This is a genomic window from Pseudomonas sp. FW305-25 (assembly GCF_017351415.1).
GTDB lineage: Bacteria > Pseudomonadota > Gammaproteobacteria > Pseudomonadales > Pseudomonadaceae > Aquipseudomonas > Aquipseudomonas chlororaphis.
Genome location: NZ_JACNDE010000020.1, coordinates 91,059 through 113,472, shown reverse-complemented (window position 1 = coordinate 113,472; position 22,414 = coordinate 91,059). Strand labels below are relative to the sequence as shown.

Below are 22,414 nucleotides of genomic sequence, written 5' to 3'. Positions count from 1 at the left end.
GAATTCTCTACACGAATGAAGACCGTGTGTCGTTTTCGTTTCTGCTAGATGGTGGCAGAGCCGCCATTGTGTCCGTCAGAAAATAAAATTGTGGATGTGACCGGCGCAGAAAGGGCGGCATTAAGGATACTTCTTGAATGACCGCTTTTGGCCGATTCTGTTGAAAAAGTCGGTCTGCCCAAACTGCCTGATTATTGACTGGTGAAAACGCCTTTTTTGCACGCTGCTACGTGAAATCCGAGTGGAAGCCCTGCCAAAAGTAAAGATTTCAATCTCGGACGCGTACTTTTCTGATGCGCAAACCATGGCCGACTTTTTCAACAGAATCGGCCGGTTCCTGCCAGTCATATGCTGGAATGCGCGAGTCGCCGCTTTGGCCCAAAAGGGGTGAACACATTAATTGGAAGTAACCGTTTCAATCAGCTTCTGCCACGTGATATTCGTCATGATGGCGTGCCCTGCGAGATTGTCATAGAAGTACACTTCCTCGTTTGGGTCTGCAATGGGAACAAGCAAGCTGGTCATACCTCTGTCGACGCATCCAGTCCCAATAGTTCCATCCAGTTGGCGGATGACTGCTCCATGATGGTTACCAGCATCGTACAACGCTCGAATACCTGCTTTGAGCCAATCCCAGTCGACTGCAGAGATTGGAACCGCTTTTGCCTGGTGAAAAACAACAGGGATAATGCTGTCGATACCTTTCAAAATCCGCTTGGGAAATTGGGCAATCAGCTCATCATCGGGCATCGCATCGACCGCATTCCCCACTGAGATTACGTCGTGACAAGATCCAATATCAAGATAGGGGGAAAGATAGTCTGCAAACGCCTTGTACGCTTCACTGCGGACTTGGTACCCCACGCTGGCCGCAACTTTCGGGATCGCTCGCTTCATGATTTCACGCAGCTCACCAAGCATGTGTTCTCGGGGCTCTCGGGGAAGCTGATAGCCTAGTCGTAGTGCCAAGTCACCAAACAGAAAAGGGCCGCTGCATCCGAGTTCAAAGCAATGCTGATGGAAAGGATGGTCATCCCCAAGGAGGTGGGAAAAAATCCAGAGTCTCATCGCCTCCGCAGCCTGCAGCCTTTGTTGGGGATTATTCGTCAGGGTAGGAATTGGCTCCTCAATATCATCAGTTCCGACACTGATCTGCTGCATTTCAATGGCGTACCGAAGCGCTTCGTATTGAGACCAGCAAACGAACGGCTCTAGTTTCAACGCCGCAGCTTCGCTGGCCGCTGCATTCCTCAGAGCTATGATGAGTGTCCCGATAGCGGTACCAGCTTTGAACGCGTCGCTACAACGTATCTGTCCTCCTGAAAATGGAGTGCCTTGCGCGAGGTTTTGGATAAGCGGAAGTGCTACGTCTGGATCTGTCCAGTCCAGATCATTGTGCCCAATGTAGGGCATATACCGGTCGCGAACGCCTGGGTTGCAGACAAACTTCTGGGCGTATTGTCCGAGGCTACCCCAAAATTCGAATCGTCTCGGCAGGGCTTGCATGCGCAGAGCCTTGAGTTGCATCTCCCAGCTAAATGCATCGCCAAGCTCAAGATCGTAGCGATCAGAGAGGAGACTTCTTGCCTCATCGACGTGTGCAAAAACGGAGCTTGGTACCAAGCCGGGCATACCGTCTAGGTTTTTATCGAAGAAGAGGGCGATGTCGGAATCGCGCTGAGGCAGGCCATGGTCCCTCCACCATGCATACATCGCGTATGGATCAATTCCACAAAGGGTTAAGCCCCAGACACCTCTTCCCATACCGTTGACATCTTTCCAGAGCATCATGAAGCCGTGAGACCCAGCTCGATCACCAGCGCGAGCTATCACATCCATGGCGGTAATGACTGACCTCGGCGGATAGTTTTCGTCCATGTCTGGGTCATCTTCTGCCAAATACAGGTTAATGGTCTGCAATGCTTCGGGGGCGAGCGCAAGGCTTCCGGTTAGGTGCCAAGCTTCCGGAAGGTGGCAACTCAGACTTAAATCCTTGCCGGATACATCGAGAGCAAGCTTAAGGGCGAGGCACCGTTTACCCGACCAGGCATTCAATGCGCCCACCGCGTGGTTCAAAAGGGTCGACCACTCAGTGGCTACCACCACGAAACAGATATCGTAGTCACCTACAAATGGCAGAAGGTTTCTCAACTCCTGCTCATAGCCCCCCAGCTCAGTGACTGTCTGTCGCTCAGTCTCTGCCGCTCTCTTGATCTCGAAAACAACCAGTGTTCTTGACTCCGGGTTGAAGCAAAGAATGTCCGGTCGAAGCACCTCTCCAGTTGTAAGAGAGATGCTCATATTGACGGAGATGATTTCTAGCGATGTCAGCTGATTGAGCACATGCTCAGCTGCGTCTGCGGAGGCTAATCTGGATCTATAGTCGATACCAAATGAGGGAATGAAGTGGGCTTGGCGCACGCCTTCGGCTATTGATACCAAGGCATCCTTTCCAGCGATAGCGTCATGCAAGCCTTCGCTTTCGATCAGTTGTACCAGCCAAGCCGCAACCTCGCTTTCCAATGGTATCGACGATGCGCTCATGAGTCCTCCTTGGCAACAGAACTGGGATTTTAACAATAGCGATAATTTTGAAGTTAGTCGCACTCCATGGCGAGTTCCCTAGTAGGCGTTTCAGATGAAGGTCTGCTTTTGGCCGATTCTGTTGAAAAAGTCGGCTCTGATTTCCACGGTAGAAAAGTACGCGCTTGAGATTGAAATCTTTACATTGAGCAGAGGATTCCGGGCTCAGATTTCGCGTAGCGGCGCGCAAAAAACGCATTTTCAGCGGTCAGTATGTGGGCGGTTTCGAAGAACCGACTTTTTCAACAGAATCGGCCGTTAGCGGTCATTCAGAACCGCCCTGCTTTCCCTTCTCAGCCAACACCCAGGAGCCTCTTCATATCCCAAAGCTCCAGTGACGACTATCAGCCCGAGGCGTCGGGCTCCAACGCCTTCACGCTCTTTCCTACTCTTCAAAGGTTCCTGTTTGTACGTCGCCACTCCGAACGTAGTGGGCAATCAACACCCCGCCAGGAGTACTCGTTGAGTTCACCAACGTGAAGGCCGACGCCTGTGCGTGCTCATCAAACAACCGCTTGCCGCGCCCCAATACGATGGGATGGATCATCAGCCGAAGCTCGTCCACCAACCCGGCGGCCAGCAGTTGGCGCACCAGATCGCCGCTGCCCTGTGTTAACAGGTGGGCACCGTCCTGCTGTTTGAGGGCCTGTATGGCGTCGGCGAGGTTTCCTTGCAGCGCATGGCTGTTGTGCCAATCAAGCGTCTCGGGACTATGGGTGGCCACATGCTTGGGCACGCGGTTGAACAGGTCGGCGATGGCGCTGTTGCTTGAACCGGCCTGTATGTGCGGCCAATACCCGGCGAATATGTCGTAGGTGCGCCGCCCCAGCAGCAAGTCGAACGGTTGCGAAAACAGCTCCTGCATGGCCTGGCCAAAGGCTTCGTCGGCGTAGGGTACGACCCAGCCGCCGAAGCGAAATTCGCCGCTGGTATCTTCTTCGGGCCCGCCGGGCGCCTGGATAACGCCATCCAGGCTCATGAAAGCGGCAACGATTAGCTTGCGCATGGTCTTCTCCTGGTTCGTCTGCGTGAAAGTGCTCAGGCAGGGAGCGCCGACGATCATTGCGACCCATCGGCTGCATTCCCTGAAAGATAGTCGAACCAGACTCTGGGAAATCGACAGTGCGATGCGGGGTAACCACCCTAAAAAACGCCGCTTCCCTGCCACCCAGAAACGGCGCTCTGCAACATCCCTCCACTAAACCTTCAGCTCCTCCCCTTCCCTCAAACCCAACCCCACATCATCGATCACCGCCTTGCCCATCTCCGCCAGAAAGTGCGCGGCCCAGGCGTAACGTTCGCCCTGCTCTTCCATGGCAGCATCGAGGGCAAGTTTCTTGGCGTAGTACAGCAGGGTCGACGCATGCTCCAGGGCTTGGTGCAGAGGCACGTCGGCGTTGACGCGAAACAGGGTTTGGTCGCCGTCGCCGCAAGGGCCGAAGGTGACGAAGCCGAGGGTTTTGACAGAGGTCGAGGTGCTCATAGCCCACCTCCCTTTGCTCTTGGAAAGTGGGAGTAATTGGGCAGGGAAAGGAGATTAGAAAAACAGCGATCTGCAGATGATTTGCCAGCGCGCATGATTGAACTCCATATCGTTGCGCCTGTATCAAAGTCGAGCGACCAAACCCGATCACTGCGTTTGCAGCGACGATCAAAAGGCTAGTCTCGGGCTCTATACAGGGCAACGACAAAGGCGTGGCAGTTTATGTCTAACCCCATCGTCTTGGAAATATCTGGAATGCGGTCACTCAGGGCGGGCCGCGCTCTGCGCGGGGTATCGAGGAGTCGGCCTATCCGGCCTTGGTCGCAACTGGAAACACAGTCATGCAGCCGCTCACGCGAGACGGTCAGATTCAACGCTGGAAAAACGCCAGATCAATGCCTCTCCAGCCCTGTGAGCCTCTTCCTTCCACCGGGTCATGGCATGCGGACCACCGCTCTGGCGTGCCTCTCGTGACCGGATGTTGGAGGCAAACAGCACGATACATCTGGAAGCCTGGCGGCCGTTCAACGCTCAAAGCGTGCGCGTGCGCAACGGAAATCCGTACGATTCGAAAAGATCCCAGACGTCCTCGCGATCGAAGAGCCGCCACCCCAGTGTGGTGAAGCGCATCAGGTCATCTTCGCTGGGAAAGGAGTAGTAGGCGCCTGCAGATGGATCCTGAGGCGCCCCCATCATGGGCTCGCCGCGCTCCAGGCGTCTGATTGCGTCCAGGATGAGGCCCGCGCCTGGTTGATAAAGTGCAAGGATGTGCCACAGCAAGGAGCGCTCCTTTTCGACCGTCACCCGCGCCGTCTCAATGATGCGACCCACATCAATGCCGGGACTGTCTATCCAATGGAGCGTACAGCCGATCTCGGGGTCACCATTGAGCAGCGCCCGGAACGTCGCGAGAACGCCTCGATAGTGAGGCAAGAGGCCAGAGTGAAGGTTGAGGACGCCGCGTGACGGAATGACCAACGCTTCATGGGAGAGGATTTGACCAAAGCGGATTGAGACAAACAGATCCGCTCCCGCCTCCTGCAGCATTTGCAGGCCCGCCGGATCCCGCAAGCTGGGCAATACCCGCACAGGTACCCCAAAGCGTTGCTGCAGTTCTGCAAAACCGAATCGATGGCCGCTGCTGACCTGATCGCTCGATCCGCTCACCCCCGGAGCCAAGGCATTGAAGAGGTCCTGCTCGATCAATGCGAGTTGTCCGAGCATGCGGGGTACCTTGCTGCCCGTTCCCACTCTCTCCGAGAGGAATATCCCCACGGTGCTCTCGTGAATCTCGGGCAACAGGAAGTTGAGAGTGAGGTTGCTCTCCACATCTCGGTTCACCAAAAAAGCGATACGCAACTTCAGACCTCCAACAGACCGACCTTGAGAGGCAGCGACGGTCAATTAAACCCAAGCGGATCGATCCCACTCCCATTGCTTTTCCACGACGCAAGGACGGGAAGCCCGATCTGCTCAATCAATTTCGGCATCAGGCCTAGCATAGTTGCTCTTTTGTCGTCGCTACGTCCCCGGGCAGCTCCCGACCGATACGGCGCCCCAGCAGCAACTGCGAGAACAGGTCCTGGATGGCCCGCCGAAGGGAACGCCGACGGTCATTGCGATCCATCGGCGTCGTTCCCTGAAAGATAGTCGAACCAGACTTTGGGAAATCGACAGTGTGGTGCCGGGGTGACCGCCCTAAAAAACGCCGTTTCCCTGCCACCCAGAAACGGCGCCCTCCCCAACATCCCCCTACCTGTTAAGCCTGCAATACCTCCTCTTCCCTCAGTCCCAATCCCACATCATCGATCACCGCCTTGCCCATCTCCGCCAGAAAGTGCGCGGCCCAGGCGTAACGTTCGCCCTGCTCTTCCATCGCTGCATCCAGGGCGAGTTTCTTGGCGTAGTACAGCAGGGTCGAAGCGTGTTCCAGGGCTTGGTGCAGAGGTACGTCGGCATTGACGCGGAACAGAGTTTGCTCGCCATCGCCGCAAGGGCCGAAGGTGACGAAACCGAGGGTTTTGACGGGGGTGGAGGTGCTCATAGCGCACCTCCTTTTGCTCTTGGGAAGCAGACGTAATTGAGCAGGAAAAGGAGATTAGAAAAGCCGCGATCTGCGGACGACTTGTCGGCGCACATAATTGAACTCCATATCGATGCGCCTGTATCAAAACGGGTTACCAAGCCCGATCACTGCGTTTGCAGCGACGATCAAAGGCTAGCTCTGGGCTCGATACAGGGCAACGACAAAGGCGTGGCAGTTTATGTCCGAACCTCGCGGCCTTAAAGTCCGCCTTTTTTTACATAGTTCCAACACACAACCATTGCTCCGCCGACCAAAAAACCACCCACGGCCAGCGCAATATTCACGATATGCAACAGGATCAGCTTGCGCTTCAGGGGCGATGGAAAAGCGTCCAAGTCCGCCTGACTGACTCCGCCGTGACGAAGATAGATTCCGGGAAATGTCATGATTCCCGCAATCGACGCCGTAAGCATGACTGTCCCCCACGGCCCGACGTGCATAAGAAACCTTCTTTGCTGTATTGCTTGGCAATTCTCAAGATGGCCCAGCATTTCCTCCATACGTGAATACCCGACATACAGAAAAACACCCATCAGGGCAAAGGCACCAACAAGTATTCCGGCAAATGTGAATGCAAGCACAACTGCCGCCAGGTTAAGCAGGCCCAATTGAAAACCTCATAACGCCACTTATCACGGCCTGATCAACTTCAGAACAATAAACTCAACTATTAGACAGACCAGGAATACTAACTGCATGTTAAACATTGCAATCAGTCTCCGCTTGAGCGGCTCAGGAAAATCATCTACATCACCAGCATCCATCATCCCCTTTCTAATTTGATAGTTAGAGTATGCCAAGGCGCCCGAAATCATCCCAATCATTAAAAAGCGCCCCCAAGCGCCCATATAAAGATAATACCTTTGATTACTTACTACTTTGCAGTTTTTTACATACCCCAAAATCTCATCCATTCGGGTGCAACTCAGATAGAAATACACCCCTGCAGTAACTCCCCCACCCAAAAACGTGGCCACACCCAAAAAGGTAAGCACGTATTCCGCCGTACTTAACTTATTCATTGCCCGACCTCATAAATATTTTCTCCGAGGAGTTCTCCGAAGGCGCCTCCACCCTTCCCTGCCAAATAGCTCCCCGCTCCAACCACCACCAAGCCACAGACAACACCGCCCATCCCCCCTGTAGGAACAGCAACTGCAGCACAGATGGAAGTCATAGCCTGGGTTAAAACCGGGCTGGCGATTGCCCCTCCGAACACCCCACCAACAAAACTCCCCACCTCAGTAAACTTCACCTTCTCGCAAGCCTCTTTATTCCCCGCAGAACAAACATCCTGAACTTTCACGTAAGACACTCCACCGCCCAAAGCCGTGCCAATCCAGCCACCATACTTGAGCACTGTGGAAGCCTTCGACACGCCCTCGATATGCGTCGCATATCCCGGTATCTGCCCCGCTGCTCCCGCTTTGGTCCAGTGATGAACCAGGCTGCGGCTGGAAATTCCCAGGGCGGTTTTCAGGTCGGGGTGGTCAGGAAAGGCGATGCTCATTTTCGTGATGGCGGTGAGGTTTGCGTCCAGCCGGGCGAGCAGCGCCCGCCGTTCGGCGAAGAACTGGACGCTGCGTAGATGCCCATCCCGCAGGAAGTAGGTTTGATGGAGGGATTCGATGGCCTGCAAGGTTCTTTTAATGCCGTCCAGATGGTTGCCGGCGGCAGCGGTCGCGACCCCAAGGTTGGTTGAGCCATAAGACAGCACGGACTCGATCTGCTGCCGGTACTGGACCATAAAGGCCGCCTCCTCGGCCGTGAGGGTGTCCAACGCGGCGCTGACCTTTTGCGCTGCGTCCATCAGCAGGGCTTCTTCCCGGCTGCACTGATGGTTTTCGGGATGGCTGAGGACCACCATCTGGCCGGGTTTGGCGGTGTCCGTCAGTTGGGGGTTGAGCCGACGAAACTTCTCCAGGAGGGCCGCGTCGGGCCGACCGAAAAGCACCACTTCGAGGGCTGCACGGCTCATCGGGGACTGAACGATATAAAAGCCCGGCTCTACGCCTTGTTGCGACAAGCGAGCGGGCGCTGACAGCGCCGTTTCGCTGATGGGCGCCAGCCCCTTTACCTGATCGCGCGGCAGTGAATCTGCGAATTGGTTTTGCGAATATCCCCGCCTGATCGCTTCGGCCCATTGCTGGGTGTTCGCCACAACTTGCGGCACCAAGGCGGCGGGAACAGGAACCGCTGGCTGATTATCCGAGAGGACAGAAGATTGAGTGGCGACAAGACGGTTAGAACCTACAGGGCAGCCACACTGAACGGCGCACCCTTCTACCGCGATAGCCTGTTGGTTATCCAGCCATGTGTTATGGCCCTCCGCGATATACCCCACCGACTGGCACACCGGGCACCACACCGGGTCGGTGATGCGTGCAACTTTGCGGTACTCAACGATGGTCGTTGATGAACCTGCGATAACCTTTCCACCGGTCGTGGTCGGGTCTCCTTCCCTGATGACATAGGCCATGAGTACATCCTGAGTGTCTGAAAAATTCAGGCACCGACCCTATCAATGCAGAAAAGTCGTAAATATCAGAGCTTTCCCAAACCTCCGTACTAAAAACCTTTGCTAATCGTAGGGGACGAGAAGAACGATCAGAACTTCCTGATTTCGCCCTTCAATGGGTCGACGAGGATCACGGATGATGGGTGGAGCTACGCCACCACGCCAATAAACAAATCGAGGTGATCGGGTAAGGATTCTTTGATGGCGGCAGCTATTTGCATGACCTGTTCCTTGGTCAGTGGTAGCTCACCATCAGCCTCTGCGGCGAGGCTTTCCCAGCCCAAGATGTCCATGACCTTCTGTTCAAATTCCGGAGCAACGTCCAACTCATATTTTAATGACGTGTCATCAAAGCCATCGGATAAAAAGCCGGTGAGGTACAGGTGCATAGACCGCATCCCAGTTTCTAGGCAAAAACGCTGATACAGATATCCAGATCACTCGGTATGGGTTGCCCAAGCACACTCTCAATCTGCCTGACTTGTGTTGCGGTTAACGCTACAACGCCATATTTCACGCCCTCTTCGAGGGAGCTCCAGCCGACCAGATCAAGCACGGCCTGATTGAATTCCGCTGCTACGTCCAGTTCAAATTGCACATATTCATTTTCGTGACCATCGGGAAAAAAGCCTGCGATACATAAAAACATAAGGGTCTGCTGGCCTCGTTCATTCCGTCGTTGCAGAGTCGGACTCCCTGCCTTTTTGTCATCCTCACCCACACCGTACCGAGTAACCCATTCATCGATGTTTCCTGAACTATCGACCCAACAGGGACGCTTCAACCCCAATAAAAATATCCAGATCATCAGGAATGGGTTCTTTGATCAAAACAGCGATCTGCCGAGCCTGCTCCACCGTCAACAACCACTCCCCGCTTGCCATGGCGTTGAGGCTTTTATGACCCAGTAGGGCTACGATCTGCTGTTCGAATTCAGGCGCTACGTCCAGCTCGTATTTCAATGAGGTGTCGCTGAAATTGTCAGGCAAAAAGCCGGTGATACACAGATATATAAAGCACTCCTATTTTTCTGCTGTTCGTCCAGACATGATTCACCCGTTCTACGCAGTTACGCCGATGAACAAATCCAAGTCTGCCGGAAGAGATTCGCCAACAATCTTTGCAATCTGCTGTACCTGCATAGTGTTAAGTAGCCAATCGCCCTCGGGGCTGTTTTCCAAGTCTGTCCATCCAAGAGTATCCAGGACTTTTCGTTCAAACTCGTGAGGTACATTGAGCTCGTACTTCAGTGAGTCGTCTTCGTTATCGCCCGGCAAGAAACCGCTAACCCATAAAAACATGCTGACCGCCTCTCTATTTTGGGGTTGTTCTACCGGCTTTGGCAGGTTTGGTTTGTTCACCTGTTTCAATCGCACCTGTGCGGGAAGTCCCCAGGTAAAAAGCCAGTGAGGCAGAGGTACATGGGGGGGTATCCCAATTTCAGTGGTGACTGGTGTTCTGCCAGGTATCAACCCAACAGCGGCGCTACGCAATAACACCAATAAACAAATCGAGGTGATCGGGTAAGGATTCTTTGATGGCTGATGCTATCTGTCTGACCTGCTCCTTGGTGAGCAGCAGCTCGCCATCAGCTTCGGCTGCCAAGCTCTGCCAACCCAATATTTCCATTACGGTCTGCTCACATTCAGATGAGACTTTTAGCTTGTACTGCAATGAGTCGTCATTAGCTTCGTCAGGTAGAAAACCAGTGATGCGCAAGTACATAAAACTCCTCTTCATTTGAGTGTGGTTCTTCCCTGCGCAGAGTGCCCTACTCATAAACGTTCCTGAGCTATCGCCTCAACATTGATGCCTCAACACCAATAAACATATCAAGGTCGTCAGGTAAGACTTCGTTGATGGCCGTTGCTATCTGCCTGACCTGCTCCTTGGTGAGCAGTAGCTCACCATCGGCTTCAGTTGCCAAGCTCCTCCAGCCCAATATTTCCATTACGGCCTGTTCAAACTCAGACGAGACGTCCAACTCGTACTGCAATGAACTGTCGTTAGCTTCATCAGGTAGAAAGCCAGTGATGCATAGGCACATAAAAACTCCTTTTCAGCAGGCCGTGTCCACTTCCACATCGTCCATAAAAAAGCCCCCATCAAGATGGGGGCAAGTTTGGTTGCAGTTGGCAACGGAACGTTACGCTAAGTGGCTAGAGCCGGGATGTAGGAAGATTCTGAAATTGCTCGGCGCTGCTGCGCTACACGACATGCTCCGGCGGACTCAACCGCCCATCCAGCGCAAAGCGCTCCTGCAACACCAGCTCATACAACCCCGTGGCCAGCAAGGGGTTGATCAGCAGGTTCCAGCTATGGCGCGACACGCTGGAGGGGATCAGCACGAAGGCGTGCTGCTCCAGCAGGCTGGCGCCGAAGGCTTGTTGGCTGTGGCTGGGGGTGCCGGGGATCAGCCAGTTGGGGTTGGGGATGTCTTCGGGGCGGACGGTGTGGACCCGCGACGGCTCCAGCACCCGGGCCGCGGTCAGGGTGTGGGGCAGGCAGTCGAGGGCCTTGAAGCCCTTGTGCACCGCCACTTCCAGGATCGCGGTCGAGGCGTCCAGGCTGGCGTACACCACTTGCACCCCCTTGGGGTTCCAGCGTCCGCCGCTGCCTTCGGCGCCAATGCCGCTGTTCCAGGTCGAGGCATGTCGGGCCTGGTCGAGGCGCCAGAAATGCAGGGCCGGGGCCAGGGGGTCGGTGAGCATCAGTAGACCCCGAACTCGAGCCGGTGCAGAAAGTCCGTCACCAGTTCATAGCCCACCGGGTTGGCCAGCAGGTCGATGGGGACTTCGCCATCCAGGCCCAGCGCCGGCTGGGTCATCCAGTCTTCGGCCAGCGCCCGGGAGCCCAGCACCGCCTCGGCCTTCTCCAGCACTTGCGCGTAGTGCAAGGCGCGGGCGCTCTGTTCGGGGGTCAGGGCCTGGTCCTGGTTCTTCAGGCGCCGCGCCAGGGTGCGCTCGGAAAACCCGACGATCTTCGCCAGCACGTTGTAGCGCTTGAAGGCCTCAACCGACTCCACCAGCTCGATCACCGCACCCAGGGAGAACCCCAGCTGGGTGGCCCTGAACACCGCCATAGGGTCATCGGCGTCAGTGCCCGGCAGCAGCCCGCGCACCATGGGCGAAGGCAGCGCATAGACCGCCGCCTCTTCGCGCAGCAGGTTGGCCTTGGGGCCGCGGATGCGGCTGGCGGAGGGCTTGCGCGGTTCGACCTTGGCGATGGCCTTGGGCGCACTGCCCTTGGCCTTCTCAGCCTCGGCCGAAGGTTTCACGGTGGCGGTTTTCTTGGCGGCGGCGGTCATGATCATCTCCCGGCCTGATGACAGATGGCATTCACTTTAATGCCATTTGGCAAAAGAAAGAACCACCAGCTTACCAACGGTCGTCAGGCCCCGGTGACGCTTCGCGCAATGGCGCAGCCCCTGGACGCAAAGGCGCAGCTCAGCCCAGCGCCCCTGCGATATCCCCGGCAGCGACCGGGTTGTCGCCCAGCCACAGGCTGTTGTCGGCCAGGCGAATGCTCAGGCGGAGCGCCTCACGCTCTCCGGGATACTTGCGCAACAGCAGCTCCACCGCCGCCGTCGATGGCGAACAGGACACCAGGTCCCACGGCCCGCCACTCAGGTCCAGCAGCACCCGGCCATCGCGAGCATCCACCACCCTGGGTGCGTACACCCAATGGCTCATGCGCATTTCATGGGGCTCGACGCTGATCGTCAGGTGTTCATAACGCTTGGGGTTCATGACCGCTCCTTGGTAGCTGCTTGCCGGTCGATAGCCGTCACGCGCAATGCAGGAATATCGCGTCATCGTTCTTCGCGCGCAAGCTGCGCTCCTACAGAAGCAGAGCCATGCGGCCCTATACGGGTTCTCGTCCACGCCCCGCGGATTCGCTACTATGTCCGCCAGTTACCTACCTTCTGCCCAGCCACTGCGGAGCCTCAATGCCCAACCCCAAGGACATCGCCAGCGATAGCGGCGCCCCGATGATTCCCGAGCAGCGTCGCGAGCTGATCCTGCGCCAGTTGCGCAAGCACCAGGTGTTGAGCGTGCATCAGTTGATGGAGATGTTCGACTGCTCGCACATGACCGTGCGCCGCGATATCGCGCTGCTGGAGCAGGAAGGCCGGGCCTATTCGGTGACCGGTGGGGTGCGTATCGCCAGCCAGCTGCACAGCGAGCCGAGCCACCAGAGCAAGGCGGTGGTCGAGCTGCCGCAGAAGCAGGCCATGGCCCGGCTGGCGGCGCGGCTGCTGCACGCGGACATGACGGTGTACCTGGACGCCGGCACCAGCACCCTGGAGATCGTGCCGTACATCAAGGCGCTGTCGGGCATGACCGTGGTGACCAATGACTTCGGCATCGTCCAGGCGCTGATGGAGGCGCCGCAGGTGACGGTGATCCACACCGGCGGCCAGCTCGACCACGACAACCATTCCTGCGTCGGCGGGCTGGCGGTGGCGACCCTGCGTCAGGTGGTGACCGATATCGCCTTCATGTCCACCAGCTCCTGGGACCTGCGCCGCGGCATCACCACGCCGTCGGCGTTGAAGGTCGAGGTCAAGCAGGTGGCGATGCAGTCGGCGTCCCAGGTGGTGCTGGTGGCCAGCAGTTCGAAGTACGGCACCTTCAGCATGTACCGCATCGCTGGGCTTGAGCAGTTCGACGTGATCATCAGCGACGACGACCTGGCCCAGGCCGCGGCGGACGGGATTCGCAAACAGGGGGTGGAATTGCTGCTGCCCTCCGACTCGCAAGCGGTTGCAGCGAAAGACTGACAGCCGCTGCGCGGGTGCGGCTCACTGGTGCTGTTTTCTGAACCACAGCACGCAGGCGATATCCCGCAGGTCTTCGCCCAGCCCGTCGAGGGCCACCCGGGTCGTGCGGCGAATGCGCCGCAGCCACTCCACCACCGCGCACAGGCTGGCGAAAAAGAACAGCAGCACGAACAGTTGCCGCAAGCCAAAGCCCTGGTCCAGCCCCTGGGCGCGGAAGTGGTTCCACAGCCAGAGGCCGCAGGCGGCGCTCAGCACCACCAGCAGCACGCTGGCGATATTGATCCACTGACCAAGAATGGTGGTGCGCCGGGCACGACGGTATTCGCGCTCGATGCGCTCCAGGGTCACGGTGGGGATCTGTTCCCAATGCAGATCGTGCGGACGACAAGGCGCGTCGTCCAGGCCCGACTGATCGACGAATATCGACTTTTCCATGCTCCCCGCTCCCATTGATGGCACCAGTGATGGCCCTGGCGACAGGGAGCCAATGTACCCGCAGCCGGGGAGCGAAGGCCGACACCTTCAGAAATGTTCAGATTCCCGCAGAATCGCGCTTCGCGGGCGGCACCCACTGACCCGTGGCGCCGCCCCACCCGCCCCTCAGAAGGCTTTCCAGTCCCGCAGCCATTGCAGGCCAGCCGAGGTATCGCCGCGCGGCCGATACTCGCAACCGACCCAGCCGTCGTAGCCCAGCTGGTCCATCAGCGCGAACAGGTAGGGGTAGTTCAACTCGCCCAGGTCCGGCTCGTGGCGGTCCGGCACGCCGGCGATCTGGATATGGCCGATGCCGGCGAAGTCGCGGCGCAGCTTGGTCGCCAGGTCGCCCTCGACGATCTGGCAGTGGTAGCAGTCGAACTGCACCTTGAGGTTGCTCGCGCCGACTTCCTTGCAGATCGCCTGGGCCTGGTCCTGGCGGTTGAGGAAGAAGCCCGGCATGTCGCGGGTGTTGATCGGTTCCAGCAGCACGGTGACCCCGGCCTTGGCCGCCTGGGCGGTGGCGTAGGCCAGGTTCTCCAGGTACACCGCGTGATGGCGTTCGCGCAGCTCTTCCGAGGGCAGCAGGCCGGCCATTACATGAATGCGCGAATTGCCCAGCACCGCGGCGTATTCCAGGGCGCGCTCGAAGCCGGCGCGGAATTCCGCCTCGCGCCCCGGCAGGGTCGCGGTGCCCCGCTCGCCCGCCGCCCAGTCGCCGGGCGGCGCGTTGAACAGGGCCTGGACCAGGCCGTTGTCGCTCAGGCGCTGCTTGAGTTCCTGGGGGCTGTAGTCGTAGGGGAACAGGTATTCCACCGCTTCGAAACCGTCGGCCGCCGCGGCGGCGAAACGCTCGAGAAACCCGTGTTGCGGGTAGAGCATGCTTAGGTTGGCAGCAAAACGAGGCATGTTGGCTCCTAAAAACGGCTCAGACAAAAGGCCAGATCAGCAAGGTAATACAGAAACCCAGGGTACCGAGCAAGGTGGTGATGACGGTCCAGGTGCGCAGGCCGTCGGCGACGTTGAGCCCGGCGAGCTTGGTGAAGATCCAGTAGCCGGCGTCGTTGATATGCGACATCGCCAGCCCGCCACCGCCCATGGCCAGGCACAGCAGCGCCATGTGGTTGGGAGTCAGGTTCAGGGTGGCGATCAGCGGGCTGATGATCCCGGCGGTGGTCACCAGGGCCACGGTGGTCGAACCCTGCACCGCGCGCAGCAGCATGGTCAGCAAAAAGCCCAGGGCCAGCACCGGCAGGCCGGTGGTGCGCAGCAGGTCGGAGACCACCGCGCCGATCCCGGTGTCCACCAGCACCTTGCCGAACACCCCGCCGGCCCCGGCGATCAGGATCACCATGGCCACGCCCGGCAAGGCCGAGCCGATCACGTCCGACACCTGGTTGCGGCTCCAGCCACGGCGCGAACCCAGCAGCCAGGCGCACAGCAAGGTATCGATCAGCAGCGCCACCAGCGGCGCGCCGAGTACGGTCATGACACCGCGCAAGGTCGATTCGGCCGGCAGCAGCGAGGTGGCCAGGGTGCCCAGCAGGATCAGCACGATCGGCAGCAGGATCAGGCTGACGATCAGGGCGAAACCGGGCGCGGGTGCTGGCGGCAGCTTGGCGACTATGGCGCTGGTGGACTCTTCCAGGCCCATGTGGGACACGGCCACCGCGGCCTGTTGCGGGTCCTTGGCATTGCCGTTGGTCCAGGCCAGCAGGTCCTCGTTGGTCACGTGGGGGCCATAGACTTCGGCGCGAATGTCGTCGGTCATCGGGTAGAAGCGCCGGGTCATGCGCCCGGCCACGCGGTAGCCGACGTAGCACAGGAAGGCGGTGATCGGCAGGCCGAACATCAGCACCCGGCCCAGGTCGGCGCCCAGCTGGCTGGCCGCGGCCACGGCACCCGGATGGGGCGGCAGGAACGCATGCACGGTGAGCAGCGCCGCGCACATCGGCAAGGCGAACACCAGCAGCGGCTTGCGCGCCCGGCGCGCCACGCCATAGGCCAGCGGCATAAGGATGATCACCCCGACTTCGAAGAATACCGGCACGCCGATGATGAACCCGGCGATGGTCAGCGCCAGCGGCGTGCGGCGGTTGCCGAAACGCTCGATCAGGGTCTTGGCCAGGGCCTCGGCGCCGCCGGACAGCTCGATGATCCGCCCGATCATGGCGCCGAGGGCGATGATGATCGCGATATGGCCGAGGGTCTTGCCCATGCCGCCTTCGATGGTCGCCACCAGATCAGCCGGTTTCACCCCGGCCACCAGCGCCACCAGGATGCTCACCAGCATCAGCGCGACAAAGGGTTGGAACTTGTACTTGAGCACCAGGAACAGCAGCAGCGCGATGCCCGCGCCGGCCGTCAACATCAGGATAAGCGGGCTCATTGCGCGGCCCCTCCCTCATAAGAGAAAGAAGCGCCGGTGAAGCCAAAACAGCTGCAGTCAGGGAACGTCATGCGGGGATGTCCTGTTGTTATTGTTTTTTAAAGGCAAGCCGGGGCCGTCGAGAGACTGAGGACAACTCCCGGGCGGTGCTTGCAATGTCGGTTTACAGTTTCGAGTTGCAGCAGCGCGCTACCTACCAGTGCGCGCCGAAGGTCTCGCGCAGCTCATCCAGGGCTGCCTGATCCAGCGGCGCCGGCCTGGGGTTGCTCATCAGCCAGAGTCGCGCGGTTTCTTCCAGTTCTTCCAGGGCGTAGCTGGCCTTGGCCACCGAGCTTTCCCAGACCACCGGCCCCAGGCGCTCGAGCATCACCCCGCGCACGCTGTTGGCCAGTTGCGCCACCTGCTCGGCGACCTTGGGCGAACCCGGGCGCTGGTAGCCGATCAGCGGGATGTGCCCGACCTTCATCACCTGGTACGGCGTCAGCGGCGGCAGGATGTCATCCGGCTGCCATACCCCGGCCAGGGTCAGCGCCACCAGGTGGGTGGAATGGGTGTGCACCACGCCGCCGACGCCCGGGTTGCGGTCATAGACCTGGCGATGCAGGGCCAGGGTCTTGGACGGTTTGTCGCCGGACACCCACTCCCCCGCCAGGTTGACCTTGGCGATGGTCGCCGGGTCGAGGCGGCCGAGGCAGACGTCGGTCGGGGTGATCAGCCAGCCATCGTCGAGACGCGCGCTGATATTGCCGGCGCTGCCCACGGTGTAGCCGCGCTGGTAGAGGCTGCGGCCGACGTCGCAGATCTCTTCGCGCAGGGCCTGTTCCTTGTCCGCCGCGGCGCTCATCGGCCACCTCCGGCCAGTTGCTTGAGGGCCTTGGCGAAGAAGTCGCGGCTGCCGAAGTTGCCGGACTTCAAAGCCAGCGCCAGCGGTTCGCTGGAGTTGCTGATTGTGGCCGGCACGCCCGGGTCGATCTGCGCGCCGATCTGCAGCAGGTTGACCCCCAGCGCCTTGACCACCGCACCGGAGGTTTCGCCACCGGCAATCACAAAGCGCCGCACGCCGTTCTGGCGCAGGCCCGCGGCGATCTCGCCCAGGGCGTTCTCCACCAGCGCGCCGGCGCGTTCGACGCCGAGCTGCTGTTGCACCGCCTTGACCTCGGCCGGGGTGCTGGTGGCGTAGATCAGTACGGTTTCGTCACTGTCGCGGGCAAAGGCCAGGGCGTTTTCCACCACCGGCTCGCCGGCGGCCAGGGCCATGGGGTCGATGCGCAGGGCCGGACGGTCGGCCTCCAGCCAGGCCGCGACCTGGCCGATGGTGGCCACCGAGGCGCTGCCGGCCAGCACCACTTCGCCGCCTGCAACGGTCGGCAACGACGCCGCGTCGAAGTCGCGCAGTTTGCCGGCGCGGCGAAAGTTGCCCGGCAGGCCCAGGGCCAGGCCGGAACCGCCGGTGAGCAGCGGCAGGTCGGCGCAGGCGCTGCCCAGGGTGTAGAGGTCCTGATCGGACAACGCATCGGCAATGGCCATGCCGACGCCCTGCGCGCGCAGTTCGGCGATTTTCGCCCGCACCGCCTCGACGCCCCCGGCGATGCTGTCGTAGCGCAGCAGGCCGACTTTCAGTTGGGTCTGGGCCTGCAGCACGCGCACCAGGTTGGCGTCGGTCATCGGCGTCAGCGGGTGATGCTGCATGCCCGACTCGCTGAGCAACTGGTCCTGGACGAACAGGTGGCCGCGGAAAATGGTCCGGCCGTTTTCCGGGAACGCCGGGCACGCCAGAGTGAAATCACTGTTCAGGGTCTTGAGCAGGGCCTCGCTGACCTGGCCGATATTGCCGGCGGCGGTGGAATCGAAGGTCGAGCAGTACTTGAAGAAGATCTGCTCGCAGCCCTGTTCGCGCAGCCAGTCCAGGGCCGCGAGGGATTCCTCGACCGCCTCGGCCACCGGCGTGGTGCGCGACTTGAGGGCGATGACGATGGCGTCGGCATCCAGCCCGGCCGCCACTTCGCGGCTGGGGATACCGATGCTTTGCACCGTGCGCATGCCGCCGCGCACCAGCATGTTGGCAAGGTCAGTGGCGCCGGTGAAGTCGTCGGCGATGCAGCCCAGCAACGGGCGTGCGGTGGAATGGGTCATGAAAGCTTCCTCAGACAGGCTCGGGCTTGGCGGTCGGCAGGTCGATGCCCGGGAAAATCTTGATCACCGCCGAGTCGTCCTCGCGGCCGAAACCGGCGCTGGAAGCCTGCATGAACATCTGGTGCGCGGTGGCCGACAGCGGCAGCGGGAATTTGCTGGCGCGGGCGGTATCCAGCACCAGGCCCAGGTCCTTGACGAAGATGTCCACCGCCGACAGCGCTGTGTAGTCGGCCTTGAGGATATGCGGCACGCGATTCTCGAACATCCAGGAGTTGCCGGCGCTGTGGGTGATCACTTCGTACAGGGCGTCGGCGTCCACCCCTTCGCGCAGGCCCAGGGCCATGGCTTCGGCGGACGCGGCGATGTGCACCCCGGCCAGCAGCTGGTTGATGATCTTGACCTTGGAACCCAGGCCATGGGCGTCGCCCAGGCGATAGACCTTGCCCGCCATGCCGGCGAGTATCGCTTCGGCCTTGGCGTAGGCCGCAGCCGGGCCGGAGGTCATCATGGTCATCTCGCCGGCGGCGGCCTTGGCCGCGCCGCCGGAGATCGGCGCGTCGAGGTACAGCAGGCCCTGTTCGGCCAGGCGCTCGCCCAGCTCCACCGCGTAGGTCGGCGCCACGGTGGCGCAACCGATCACCAGGCTGCCGGCACCCAAGGCCGACACGGCGCCCTCTCCACCGAACAGCACGGTTTCGGTCTGCTCGGCGTTGACCACCACTGTGATGATCACATCGCAGGCCTCGGCCATCCGCGCCGGCGACGCGCAGGCCACCCCGCCTTCGCTGGCGAACTGCTGGGTGACCGCTTCACGCACGTCACAGGCATGCACCTTGAAACCCGTGCGCAGCAACGAGCGGGCAATGCCCAGGCCCATCGCGCCCAGGCCGACAACACCGACATTCTTGTTATTCATGGGGTACTCCAGGGAAGACAGCGGCTTGCTCCACGCCGGCAAGGCGCGGGCGGCGGGCCGCGAGGTAAAGGGCAGCACGGGCGGCGGGGGCGACAGGGTCGCCTGGCGGGTGAATCGAGACCTTGTCGGACATCGAGGGGCCGTCCTGTGATTTGTTGTTATCAGGTTGTGGCCGATCATCCACCAATGAACAGATTATGTGAAGTATTTTTTCAATCTAACATTTATTAACATTGCAGACCATGAACACCAGATAGCTCGTGGCAGCCTTGCAGCCCGCGCAGAATCAAACGGACGAGCGGTAGCCCATTGCGACCAGCGCACTGATCTGCGTCAACCAAACGTCTACACTCGAGACCGATGCTGTTAGGCGCAACATCACCGATCAGTGGTACCGCCCTTCATCGCCCGCCCATTGACGGTGGGCGTGGGACGGCGCTGTATGGTCAGTCCGCAATGCTTGAACAAGGATATTCAACATGGCAAAGATCAATGTATTGGCTGGTGATTTTCTACAAGGGAATGGCGAGTACCGACAGGGCGTCTTCAAGTTGCCGACCGTGACCAACCCCTCCCCAGGTGTCGAGGTCAAAGCCTCCGCATTCAAACACCTGGAAATCGCGACACAGGACAGCATCACCAACAGGGACGCCATTGGCTACGGCATCGCCGGGGCCATGCTGCTGGGTCCGGTGGGTGCGCTTGCGGGCTACCTGATAGCCGGCAAGGAAACCGAGGTGACCTTCATCGGCACCTTCAAGGATGGCCGCAAACTGCTGGCGGCCACAGACAGCGAAACCTACCGGGATATTGAAAAACGACTGACAGCCTAGGGTCCGTCGCCTGCCCATGCCCACAACTTCGGGCATGGGCTTCTCCCCTTCCCTACACCGATCCGGCTTCGCCCGGCACAGCCCGGCGTTGCTGGCGTTTGCCTTCCAGCCAGATCACCAGCCCCAACAGGCTGCCGCCAGCGATCAGCAGGCTGACGAACCAGCCCAGGGTGTCCGCCAGTTGGGTGAAGAACAGCGTGTACAGCTGGATGATGAAGAAGGTCGCGCCATAGCCCACCAGCATGGAAAAGCGCAGGCGAATGCCCAGTGCCAGCAAGCCCAGGCTGAACGCCGCCCACAGCCCATTGAACAACACCAGTTCGCCGGACTCGGCCAGGTGCCACGGACCGTCGATCAGGTCGTAGCTGCCGAACAGCGACAGCAGCCACAACGACATCTGGGCCATGAATAGCCCGGCGGAAATCCACACCTTGGCAAAGCCGCGATAACGGGCCAGCGTCGAGGCCTCGCCCCACAGATGAACAAAGCCGAACAGCACCATGGCCAGGGCCGCGCCGAGGAAGCGCAGCGGGTAGTTCATGCCGAACCAGTAGGCGCCCCACCCCGACTCATAACCGCTGCGCCCGCCGAACCAGATAAAGAACAGCACGCTGCACAGGGTCAGCAGCAAGACGTTGTTCAGCACATAACTGAGCGCCAGCAACAGCAGCAGGTCCACCAGCAACAGCGCCGGCCAGTTGCCCGAGCCGTCGGAGTAGATCATGCCCAGCACCAGGCTCAGGCCGATCAGGGCAAAACCGCCGAGCAACTCCAGGGTCGCGCCGAGCAGCTTCAGCTGTTTGCCCAGCAGCCAGCGCCCGGCGACAAACAAGCCGACCATCAACAGGCCAAGGCCGCCCGCCAGCTTCGGCAAGGTGAACGTCAGGTGCTCATGCAGCAGGATCAGCAAGCCCGCCGCCAGGCTGATGGCGCCGAAGGTCAGGAACCAGCGCCCCAGGGAACGCCAGTCCCAGCGGGTCTGCGGGTACAGCTCGGCGATCCGCGCGTGGGCCTGGGTGTCGATCAGGCCGTCGCGCAGCCATTGGTCCAGAGCGTTGTGCACCTGGCGATTACGGCGATCCGGGGTCATTGGCCAGCCTCCCCGGCGCGCAGCGCAGTGCGTTCGAACAACCAGCCCAGGAGCATGCCGAGGGCGCCGGCCACGGCAAAAAACACCGCGGCACTCAGCTGTTCCCAGGCGTACTCATAAAAGCGCGTGTACAGGTCGATGCCGAGGAACACCACGCCAAAACCGGTGAAGCTGGGATGCTTGAAGCGCGCGCCGAGTACCAGTTGGACGATGGCGCCCAAGGTGAATAACAGGGTCCAGGTCAGGGTCTGGCGGTAAGCTTCTTCCAGGCTGAGGAACCACAGCGAACAGTTGAAGTACAACAATCCGAAGATCACATACAGCCGTCCGAAGCCACTGAACCGGCGCAAGGCGTGATCCTCGGCGCGCTGGTGCCAGAGCCCCAGGAGCGCAGTCAACGCAGCGATCACGGCCATGGAGCGCGGGTCCTGGATGCCAAAATAGTACGTGCCGGAACCGCCATACCACTCCCACGAACCCAGGCCGTGGAAGACGCAAAGCAGGCCCAGCAGCAGCGGCCAGCGCAGGCGATAGCCATAGGCGGTGGCGATGCTCAGGGCGGCGGTGACCAGCAGCGCCAGGGGCAGGTTGCCGAAGTCGCCGGTCTCGCTGTCGGAGCTGCCCAGCAACAGGCTGGCGCCCATCAGGATCAGGCCGATGGTCAGGATCGCCACCCCGGTGACCGGCATGCGTCGCGCCGGGTCGCGGGCCAGGCGCGCGCCGATCAGCCATAGCCCGACACCGGCGGCGAAAAACAGCACCGCCCCCACCAGCACCGACTCGGCCAGCAGGCCAATGCCGCCCAGCACCGCCATGCCGATCAGCAGCACCGCGCCGATGCCCAGCCATTGCAGGACAGTGGACAAGCGGTGTTCGGGACGTTCGTACAGGGCGCCGAGCCGCTGCTGCGCCTCGGCATCGATCAGGCCACGGTGGCGCCAGTCGGCGATTTCGTGGAGCAACATCTGCTGGGTGGTTTTTCTCATGGCGCTCTTGGGGCTGGGGACATGGGGACCGGCTGCATACCGGCTATAGACTCGACAGCATAGCCAAGCGCTGCGCAGCCGTTTGTCTATCAAGACGCCCAGCGGACCGCCGCGCGGCACGCCGTAACCACAAAAAAGCT

General features: G+C 60.1%; 27 protein-coding genes. 2 read left to right on the top strand and 25 right to left on the bottom strand.

Annotated elements, in window-relative coordinates; genetic code table 11:
• Window positions 1–396: 396 nt before the first annotated feature.
• The 17 genes from J4E58_RS19325 to J4E58_RS19245 all read right to left on the bottom strand — a co-directional run bounded on the left by J4E58_RS19325 (window position 397) and on the right by J4E58_RS19245 (window position 12,419).
• The gene (locus tag J4E58_RS19325; protein ID WP_087087651.1) at window positions 397–2,544 is read right to left on the bottom strand and encodes a hypothetical protein; all 2,148 of its coding nucleotides are present in this window, start codon (window positions 2,542–2,544) and stop codon (window positions 397–399) included.
• 424 nt (window positions 2,545–2,968) lie between these two features.
• Window positions 2,969–3,589: a dihydrofolate reductase family protein gene (locus J4E58_RS19320; protein WP_087089264.1), complete on the bottom strand. Its 621-nt coding sequence runs from the start codon at window positions 3,587–3,589 to the stop codon at window positions 2,969–2,971.
• Between the two features lie 192 nt (window positions 3,590–3,781).
• Complete coding sequence (locus J4E58_RS19315) at window positions 3,782–4,066, bottom strand: DUF3077 domain-containing protein (protein ID WP_087087655.1); 285 nt, start codon at window positions 4,064–4,066, stop codon at window positions 3,782–3,784.
• A gap of 531 nt (window positions 4,067–4,597) precedes the next feature.
• Window positions 4,598–5,425, bottom strand: coding sequence for a formyl transferase (locus tag J4E58_RS19310; RefSeq protein WP_087087657.1), 828 nt, complete (start codon window positions 5,423–5,425; stop codon window positions 4,598–4,600).
• Window positions 5,426–5,825: 400 nt separating this feature from the next.
• A complete protein-coding gene (locus J4E58_RS19305) occupies window positions 5,826–6,110 on the bottom strand; it encodes a DUF3077 domain-containing protein (protein ID WP_087087660.1) in 285 nt (94 codons plus the stop codon).
• Window positions 6,111–6,349: 239 nt separating this feature from the next.
• Window positions 6,350–6,760 carry a hypothetical protein gene (locus J4E58_RS19300; RefSeq protein ID WP_087087662.1) on the bottom strand — a complete coding sequence of 137 codons (411 nt, stop codon included), beginning with the start codon at window positions 6,758–6,760 and terminating at the stop codon, window positions 6,350–6,352.
• A gap of 24 nt (window positions 6,761–6,784) precedes the next feature.
• On the bottom strand, window positions 6,785–7,174 hold the full coding sequence (locus J4E58_RS19295) for a hypothetical protein (RefSeq protein ID WP_087087664.1): 390 nt from the start codon (window positions 7,172–7,174) through the stop codon (window positions 6,785–6,787).
• The gene (locus J4E58_RS19290) at window positions 7,171–8,631 is read right to left on the bottom strand and encodes a PAAR domain-containing protein (RefSeq protein WP_087087666.1); all 1,461 of its coding nucleotides are present in this window, start codon (window positions 8,629–8,631) and stop codon (window positions 7,171–7,173) included. Before J4E58_RS19290 ends, J4E58_RS19295 begins: the two co-directional genes overlap by 4 nt.
• A 188-nt stretch (window positions 8,632–8,819) precedes the next feature.
• Window positions 8,820–9,059, bottom strand: coding sequence for a pyocin S6 family toxin immunity protein (locus J4E58_RS19285; RefSeq protein ID WP_087089266.1), 240 nt, complete (start codon window positions 9,057–9,059; stop codon window positions 8,820–8,822).
• Window positions 9,060–9,076: 17 nt separating this feature from the next.
• Entirely contained in the window at window positions 9,077–9,319 is a 243-nt protein-coding gene (locus tag J4E58_RS19280) for a pyocin S6 family toxin immunity protein (RefSeq protein ID WP_087087668.1), read from the bottom strand.
• Between the two features lie 109 nt (window positions 9,320–9,428).
• Window positions 9,429–9,671, bottom strand: coding sequence for a pyocin S6 family toxin immunity protein (locus J4E58_RS19275; RefSeq protein WP_310650901.1), 243 nt, complete (start codon window positions 9,669–9,671; stop codon window positions 9,429–9,431).
• 60 nt (window positions 9,672–9,731) lie between these two features.
• On the bottom strand, window positions 9,732–9,971 hold the full coding sequence (locus J4E58_RS19270; RefSeq protein ID WP_087087673.1) for a pyocin S6 family toxin immunity protein: 240 nt from the start codon (window positions 9,969–9,971) through the stop codon (window positions 9,732–9,734).
• A gap of 184 nt (window positions 9,972–10,155) precedes the next feature.
• Window positions 10,156–10,395: a pyocin S6 family toxin immunity protein gene (locus J4E58_RS19265; RefSeq protein WP_087089267.1), complete on the bottom strand. Its 240-nt coding sequence runs from the start codon at window positions 10,393–10,395 to the stop codon at window positions 10,156–10,158.
• A gap of 67 nt (window positions 10,396–10,462) precedes the next feature.
• Window positions 10,463–10,717, bottom strand: coding sequence for a pyocin S6 family toxin immunity protein (locus J4E58_RS19260; RefSeq protein WP_062825653.1), 255 nt, complete (start codon window positions 10,715–10,717; stop codon window positions 10,463–10,465).
• A 160-nt stretch (window positions 10,718–10,877) separates the two neighbouring features.
• A complete protein-coding gene (locus J4E58_RS19255) occupies window positions 10,878–11,381 on the bottom strand; it encodes an RES family NAD+ phosphorylase (RefSeq protein WP_087087675.1) in 504 nt (167 codons plus the stop codon).
• A complete protein-coding gene (locus tag J4E58_RS19250) occupies window positions 11,381–11,977 on the bottom strand; it encodes an antitoxin Xre/MbcA/ParS toxin-binding domain-containing protein (protein ID WP_087087677.1) in 597 nt (198 codons plus the stop codon). The genes J4E58_RS19255 and J4E58_RS19250 overlap by 1 nt, the downstream gene beginning before the upstream one ends.
• Window positions 11,978–12,116: 139 nt before the next feature.
• Window positions 12,117–12,419, bottom strand: a complete 303-nt coding sequence (locus J4E58_RS19245) for a hypothetical protein (protein WP_087087679.1) — start codon at window positions 12,417–12,419, stop codon at window positions 12,117–12,119.
• A 200-nt stretch (window positions 12,420–12,619) separates the two neighbouring features.
• On the opposite strand from J4E58_RS19245, the gene J4E58_RS19240 reads away from it, so the two are divergent.
• Complete coding sequence (locus tag J4E58_RS19240; protein ID WP_007931857.1) at window positions 12,620–13,453, top strand: DeoR/GlpR family DNA-binding transcription regulator; 834 nt, start codon at window positions 12,620–12,622, stop codon at window positions 13,451–13,453.
• Window positions 13,454–13,474: 21 nt separating this feature from the next.
• Here the strand turns inward: J4E58_RS19240 and J4E58_RS19235 are convergent, their stop codons facing one another.
• The 6 genes from J4E58_RS19235 to ltnD all read right to left on the bottom strand — a co-directional run bounded on the left by J4E58_RS19235 (window position 13,475) and on the right by ltnD (window position 19,545).
• The gene (locus J4E58_RS19235; protein WP_062825650.1) at window positions 13,475–13,888 is read right to left on the bottom strand and encodes a hypothetical protein; all 414 of its coding nucleotides are present in this window, start codon (window positions 13,886–13,888) and stop codon (window positions 13,475–13,477) included.
• A 165-nt stretch (window positions 13,889–14,053) separates the two neighbouring features.
• Window positions 14,054–14,836 (bottom strand): 2-oxo-tetronate isomerase, encoded by a 783-nt coding sequence (gene otnI, locus J4E58_RS19230; RefSeq protein ID WP_087087681.1) that lies wholly within the window; start codon window positions 14,834–14,836, stop codon window positions 14,054–14,056.
• Window positions 14,837–14,855: 19 nt separating this feature from the next.
• On the bottom strand, window positions 14,856–16,316 hold the full coding sequence (locus tag J4E58_RS19225; protein ID WP_087087683.1) for an SLC13 family permease: 1,461 nt from the start codon (window positions 16,314–16,316) through the stop codon (window positions 14,856–14,858).
• Between the two features lie 193 nt (window positions 16,317–16,509).
• Window positions 16,510–17,160, bottom strand: coding sequence for an aldolase (locus tag J4E58_RS19220; protein WP_087087685.1), 651 nt, complete (start codon window positions 17,158–17,160; stop codon window positions 16,510–16,512).
• A complete protein-coding gene (otnK, locus tag J4E58_RS19215; RefSeq protein WP_087087687.1) occupies window positions 17,157–18,449 on the bottom strand; it encodes a 3-oxo-tetronate kinase in 1,293 nt (430 codons plus the stop codon). Before otnK ends, J4E58_RS19220 begins: the two co-directional genes overlap by 4 nt.
• 10 nt (window positions 18,450–18,459) lie before the next feature.
• Window positions 18,460–19,545, bottom strand: coding sequence for an L-threonate dehydrogenase (gene ltnD / locus J4E58_RS19210; protein ID WP_256583210.1), 1,086 nt, complete (start codon window positions 19,543–19,545; stop codon window positions 18,460–18,462).
• A 299-nt stretch (window positions 19,546–19,844) separates the two neighbouring features.
• On the opposite strand from ltnD, the gene J4E58_RS19205 reads away from it, so the two are divergent.
• Complete coding sequence (locus J4E58_RS19205; RefSeq protein ID WP_007931870.1) at window positions 19,845–20,198, top strand: hypothetical protein; 354 nt, start codon at window positions 19,845–19,847, stop codon at window positions 20,196–20,198.
• A gap of 52 nt (window positions 20,199–20,250) precedes the next feature.
• Here the strand turns inward: J4E58_RS19205 and J4E58_RS19200 are convergent, their stop codons facing one another.
• On the bottom strand, window positions 20,251–21,288 hold the full coding sequence (locus tag J4E58_RS19200; protein WP_087087691.1) for a hypothetical protein: 1,038 nt from the start codon (window positions 21,286–21,288) through the stop codon (window positions 20,251–20,253).
• Window positions 21,285–22,274 (bottom strand): DUF2157 domain-containing protein, encoded by a 990-nt coding sequence (locus tag J4E58_RS19195; RefSeq protein ID WP_007931873.1) that lies wholly within the window; start codon window positions 22,272–22,274, stop codon window positions 21,285–21,287. Before J4E58_RS19195 ends, J4E58_RS19200 begins: the two co-directional genes overlap by 4 nt.
• Between the last annotated feature and the right edge of the window lie 140 nt (window positions 22,275–22,414).

Excerpts from the sequence above, each read along its gene's own strand:
- J4E58_RS19195 (WP_007931873.1), bottom strand. The coding sequence starts at position 22,274 with ATGAGAAAAACCACCCAGCAGATGTTGCTCCACGAAATCGCCGACTGG.
- J4E58_RS19270 (WP_087087673.1), bottom strand. The coding sequence starts at position 9,971 with ATGTTTTTATGGGTTAGCGGTTTCTTGCCGGGCGATAACGAAGACGAC.
- otnK (WP_087087687.1), bottom strand. The coding sequence starts at position 18,449 with ATGACCCATTCCACCGCACGCCCGTTGCTGGGCTGCATCGCCGACGAC.
- J4E58_RS19285 (WP_087089266.1), bottom strand. The coding sequence starts at position 9,059 with ATGCACCTGTACCTCACCGGCTTTTTATCCGATGGCTTTGATGACACG.
- J4E58_RS19320 (WP_087089264.1), bottom strand. The coding sequence starts at position 3,589 with ATGCGCAAGCTAATCGTTGCCGCTTTCATGAGCCTGGATGGCGTTATC.
- J4E58_RS19305 (WP_087087660.1), bottom strand. The coding sequence starts at position 6,110 with ATGAGCACCTCCACCCCCGTCAAAACCCTCGGTTTCGTCACCTTCGGC.
- J4E58_RS19220 (WP_087087685.1), bottom strand. The coding sequence starts at position 17,160 with ATGAGCGCCGCGGCGGACAAGGAACAGGCCCTGCGCGAAGAGATCTGC.
- J4E58_RS19280 (WP_087087668.1), bottom strand. The coding sequence starts at position 9,319 with ATGTTTTTATGTATCGCAGGCTTTTTTCCCGATGGTCACGAAAATGAA.
- J4E58_RS19260 (WP_062825653.1), bottom strand. The coding sequence starts at position 10,717 with ATGTGCCTATGCATCACTGGCTTTCTACCTGATGAAGCTAACGACAGT.
- J4E58_RS19315 (WP_087087655.1), bottom strand. The coding sequence starts at position 4,066 with ATGAGCACCTCGACCTCTGTCAAAACCCTCGGCTTCGTCACCTTCGGC.
- J4E58_RS19235 (WP_062825650.1), bottom strand. The coding sequence starts at position 13,888 with ATGGAAAAGTCGATATTCGTCGATCAGTCGGGCCTGGACGACGCGCCT.
- J4E58_RS19255 (WP_087087675.1), bottom strand. The coding sequence starts at position 11,381 with ATGCTCACCGACCCCCTGGCCCCGGCCCTGCATTTCTGGCGCCTCGAC.
- J4E58_RS19200 (WP_087087691.1), bottom strand. The coding sequence starts at position 21,288 with ATGACCCCGGATCGCCGTAATCGCCAGGTGCACAACGCTCTGGACCAA.
- J4E58_RS19245 (WP_087087679.1), bottom strand. The coding sequence starts at position 12,419 with ATGAACCCCAAGCGTTATGAACACCTGACGATCAGCGTCGAGCCCCAT.
- J4E58_RS19295 (WP_087087664.1), bottom strand. The coding sequence starts at position 7,174 with ATGAATAAGTTAAGTACGGCGGAATACGTGCTTACCTTTTTGGGTGTG.
- J4E58_RS19265 (WP_087089267.1), bottom strand. The coding sequence starts at position 10,395 with ATGTACTTGCGCATCACTGGTTTTCTACCTGACGAAGCTAATGACGAC.
- J4E58_RS19205 (WP_007931870.1), top strand. The coding sequence starts at position 19,845 with ATGGCAAAGATCAATGTATTGGCTGGTGATTTTCTACAAGGGAATGGC.
- J4E58_RS19240 (WP_007931857.1), top strand. The coding sequence starts at position 12,620 with ATGCCCAACCCCAAGGACATCGCCAGCGATAGCGGCGCCCCGATGATT.
- J4E58_RS19250 (WP_087087677.1), bottom strand. The coding sequence starts at position 11,977 with ATGACCGCCGCCGCCAAGAAAACCGCCACCGTGAAACCTTCGGCCGAG.
- J4E58_RS19290 (WP_087087666.1), bottom strand. The coding sequence starts at position 8,631 with ATGGCCTATGTCATCAGGGAAGGAGACCCGACCACGACCGGTGGAAAG.
- otnI (WP_087087681.1), bottom strand. The coding sequence starts at position 14,836 with ATGCCTCGTTTTGCTGCCAACCTAAGCATGCTCTACCCGCAACACGGG.
- J4E58_RS19325 (WP_087087651.1), bottom strand. The coding sequence starts at position 2,544 with ATGAGCGCATCGTCGATACCATTGGAAAGCGAGGTTGCGGCTTGGCTG.
- J4E58_RS19225 (WP_087087683.1), bottom strand. The coding sequence starts at position 16,316 with ATGAGCCCGCTTATCCTGATGTTGACGGCCGGCGCGGGCATCGCGCTG.
- ltnD (WP_256583210.1), bottom strand. The coding sequence starts at position 19,545 with ATGATCGGCCACAACCTGATAACAACAAATCACAGGACGGCCCCTCGA.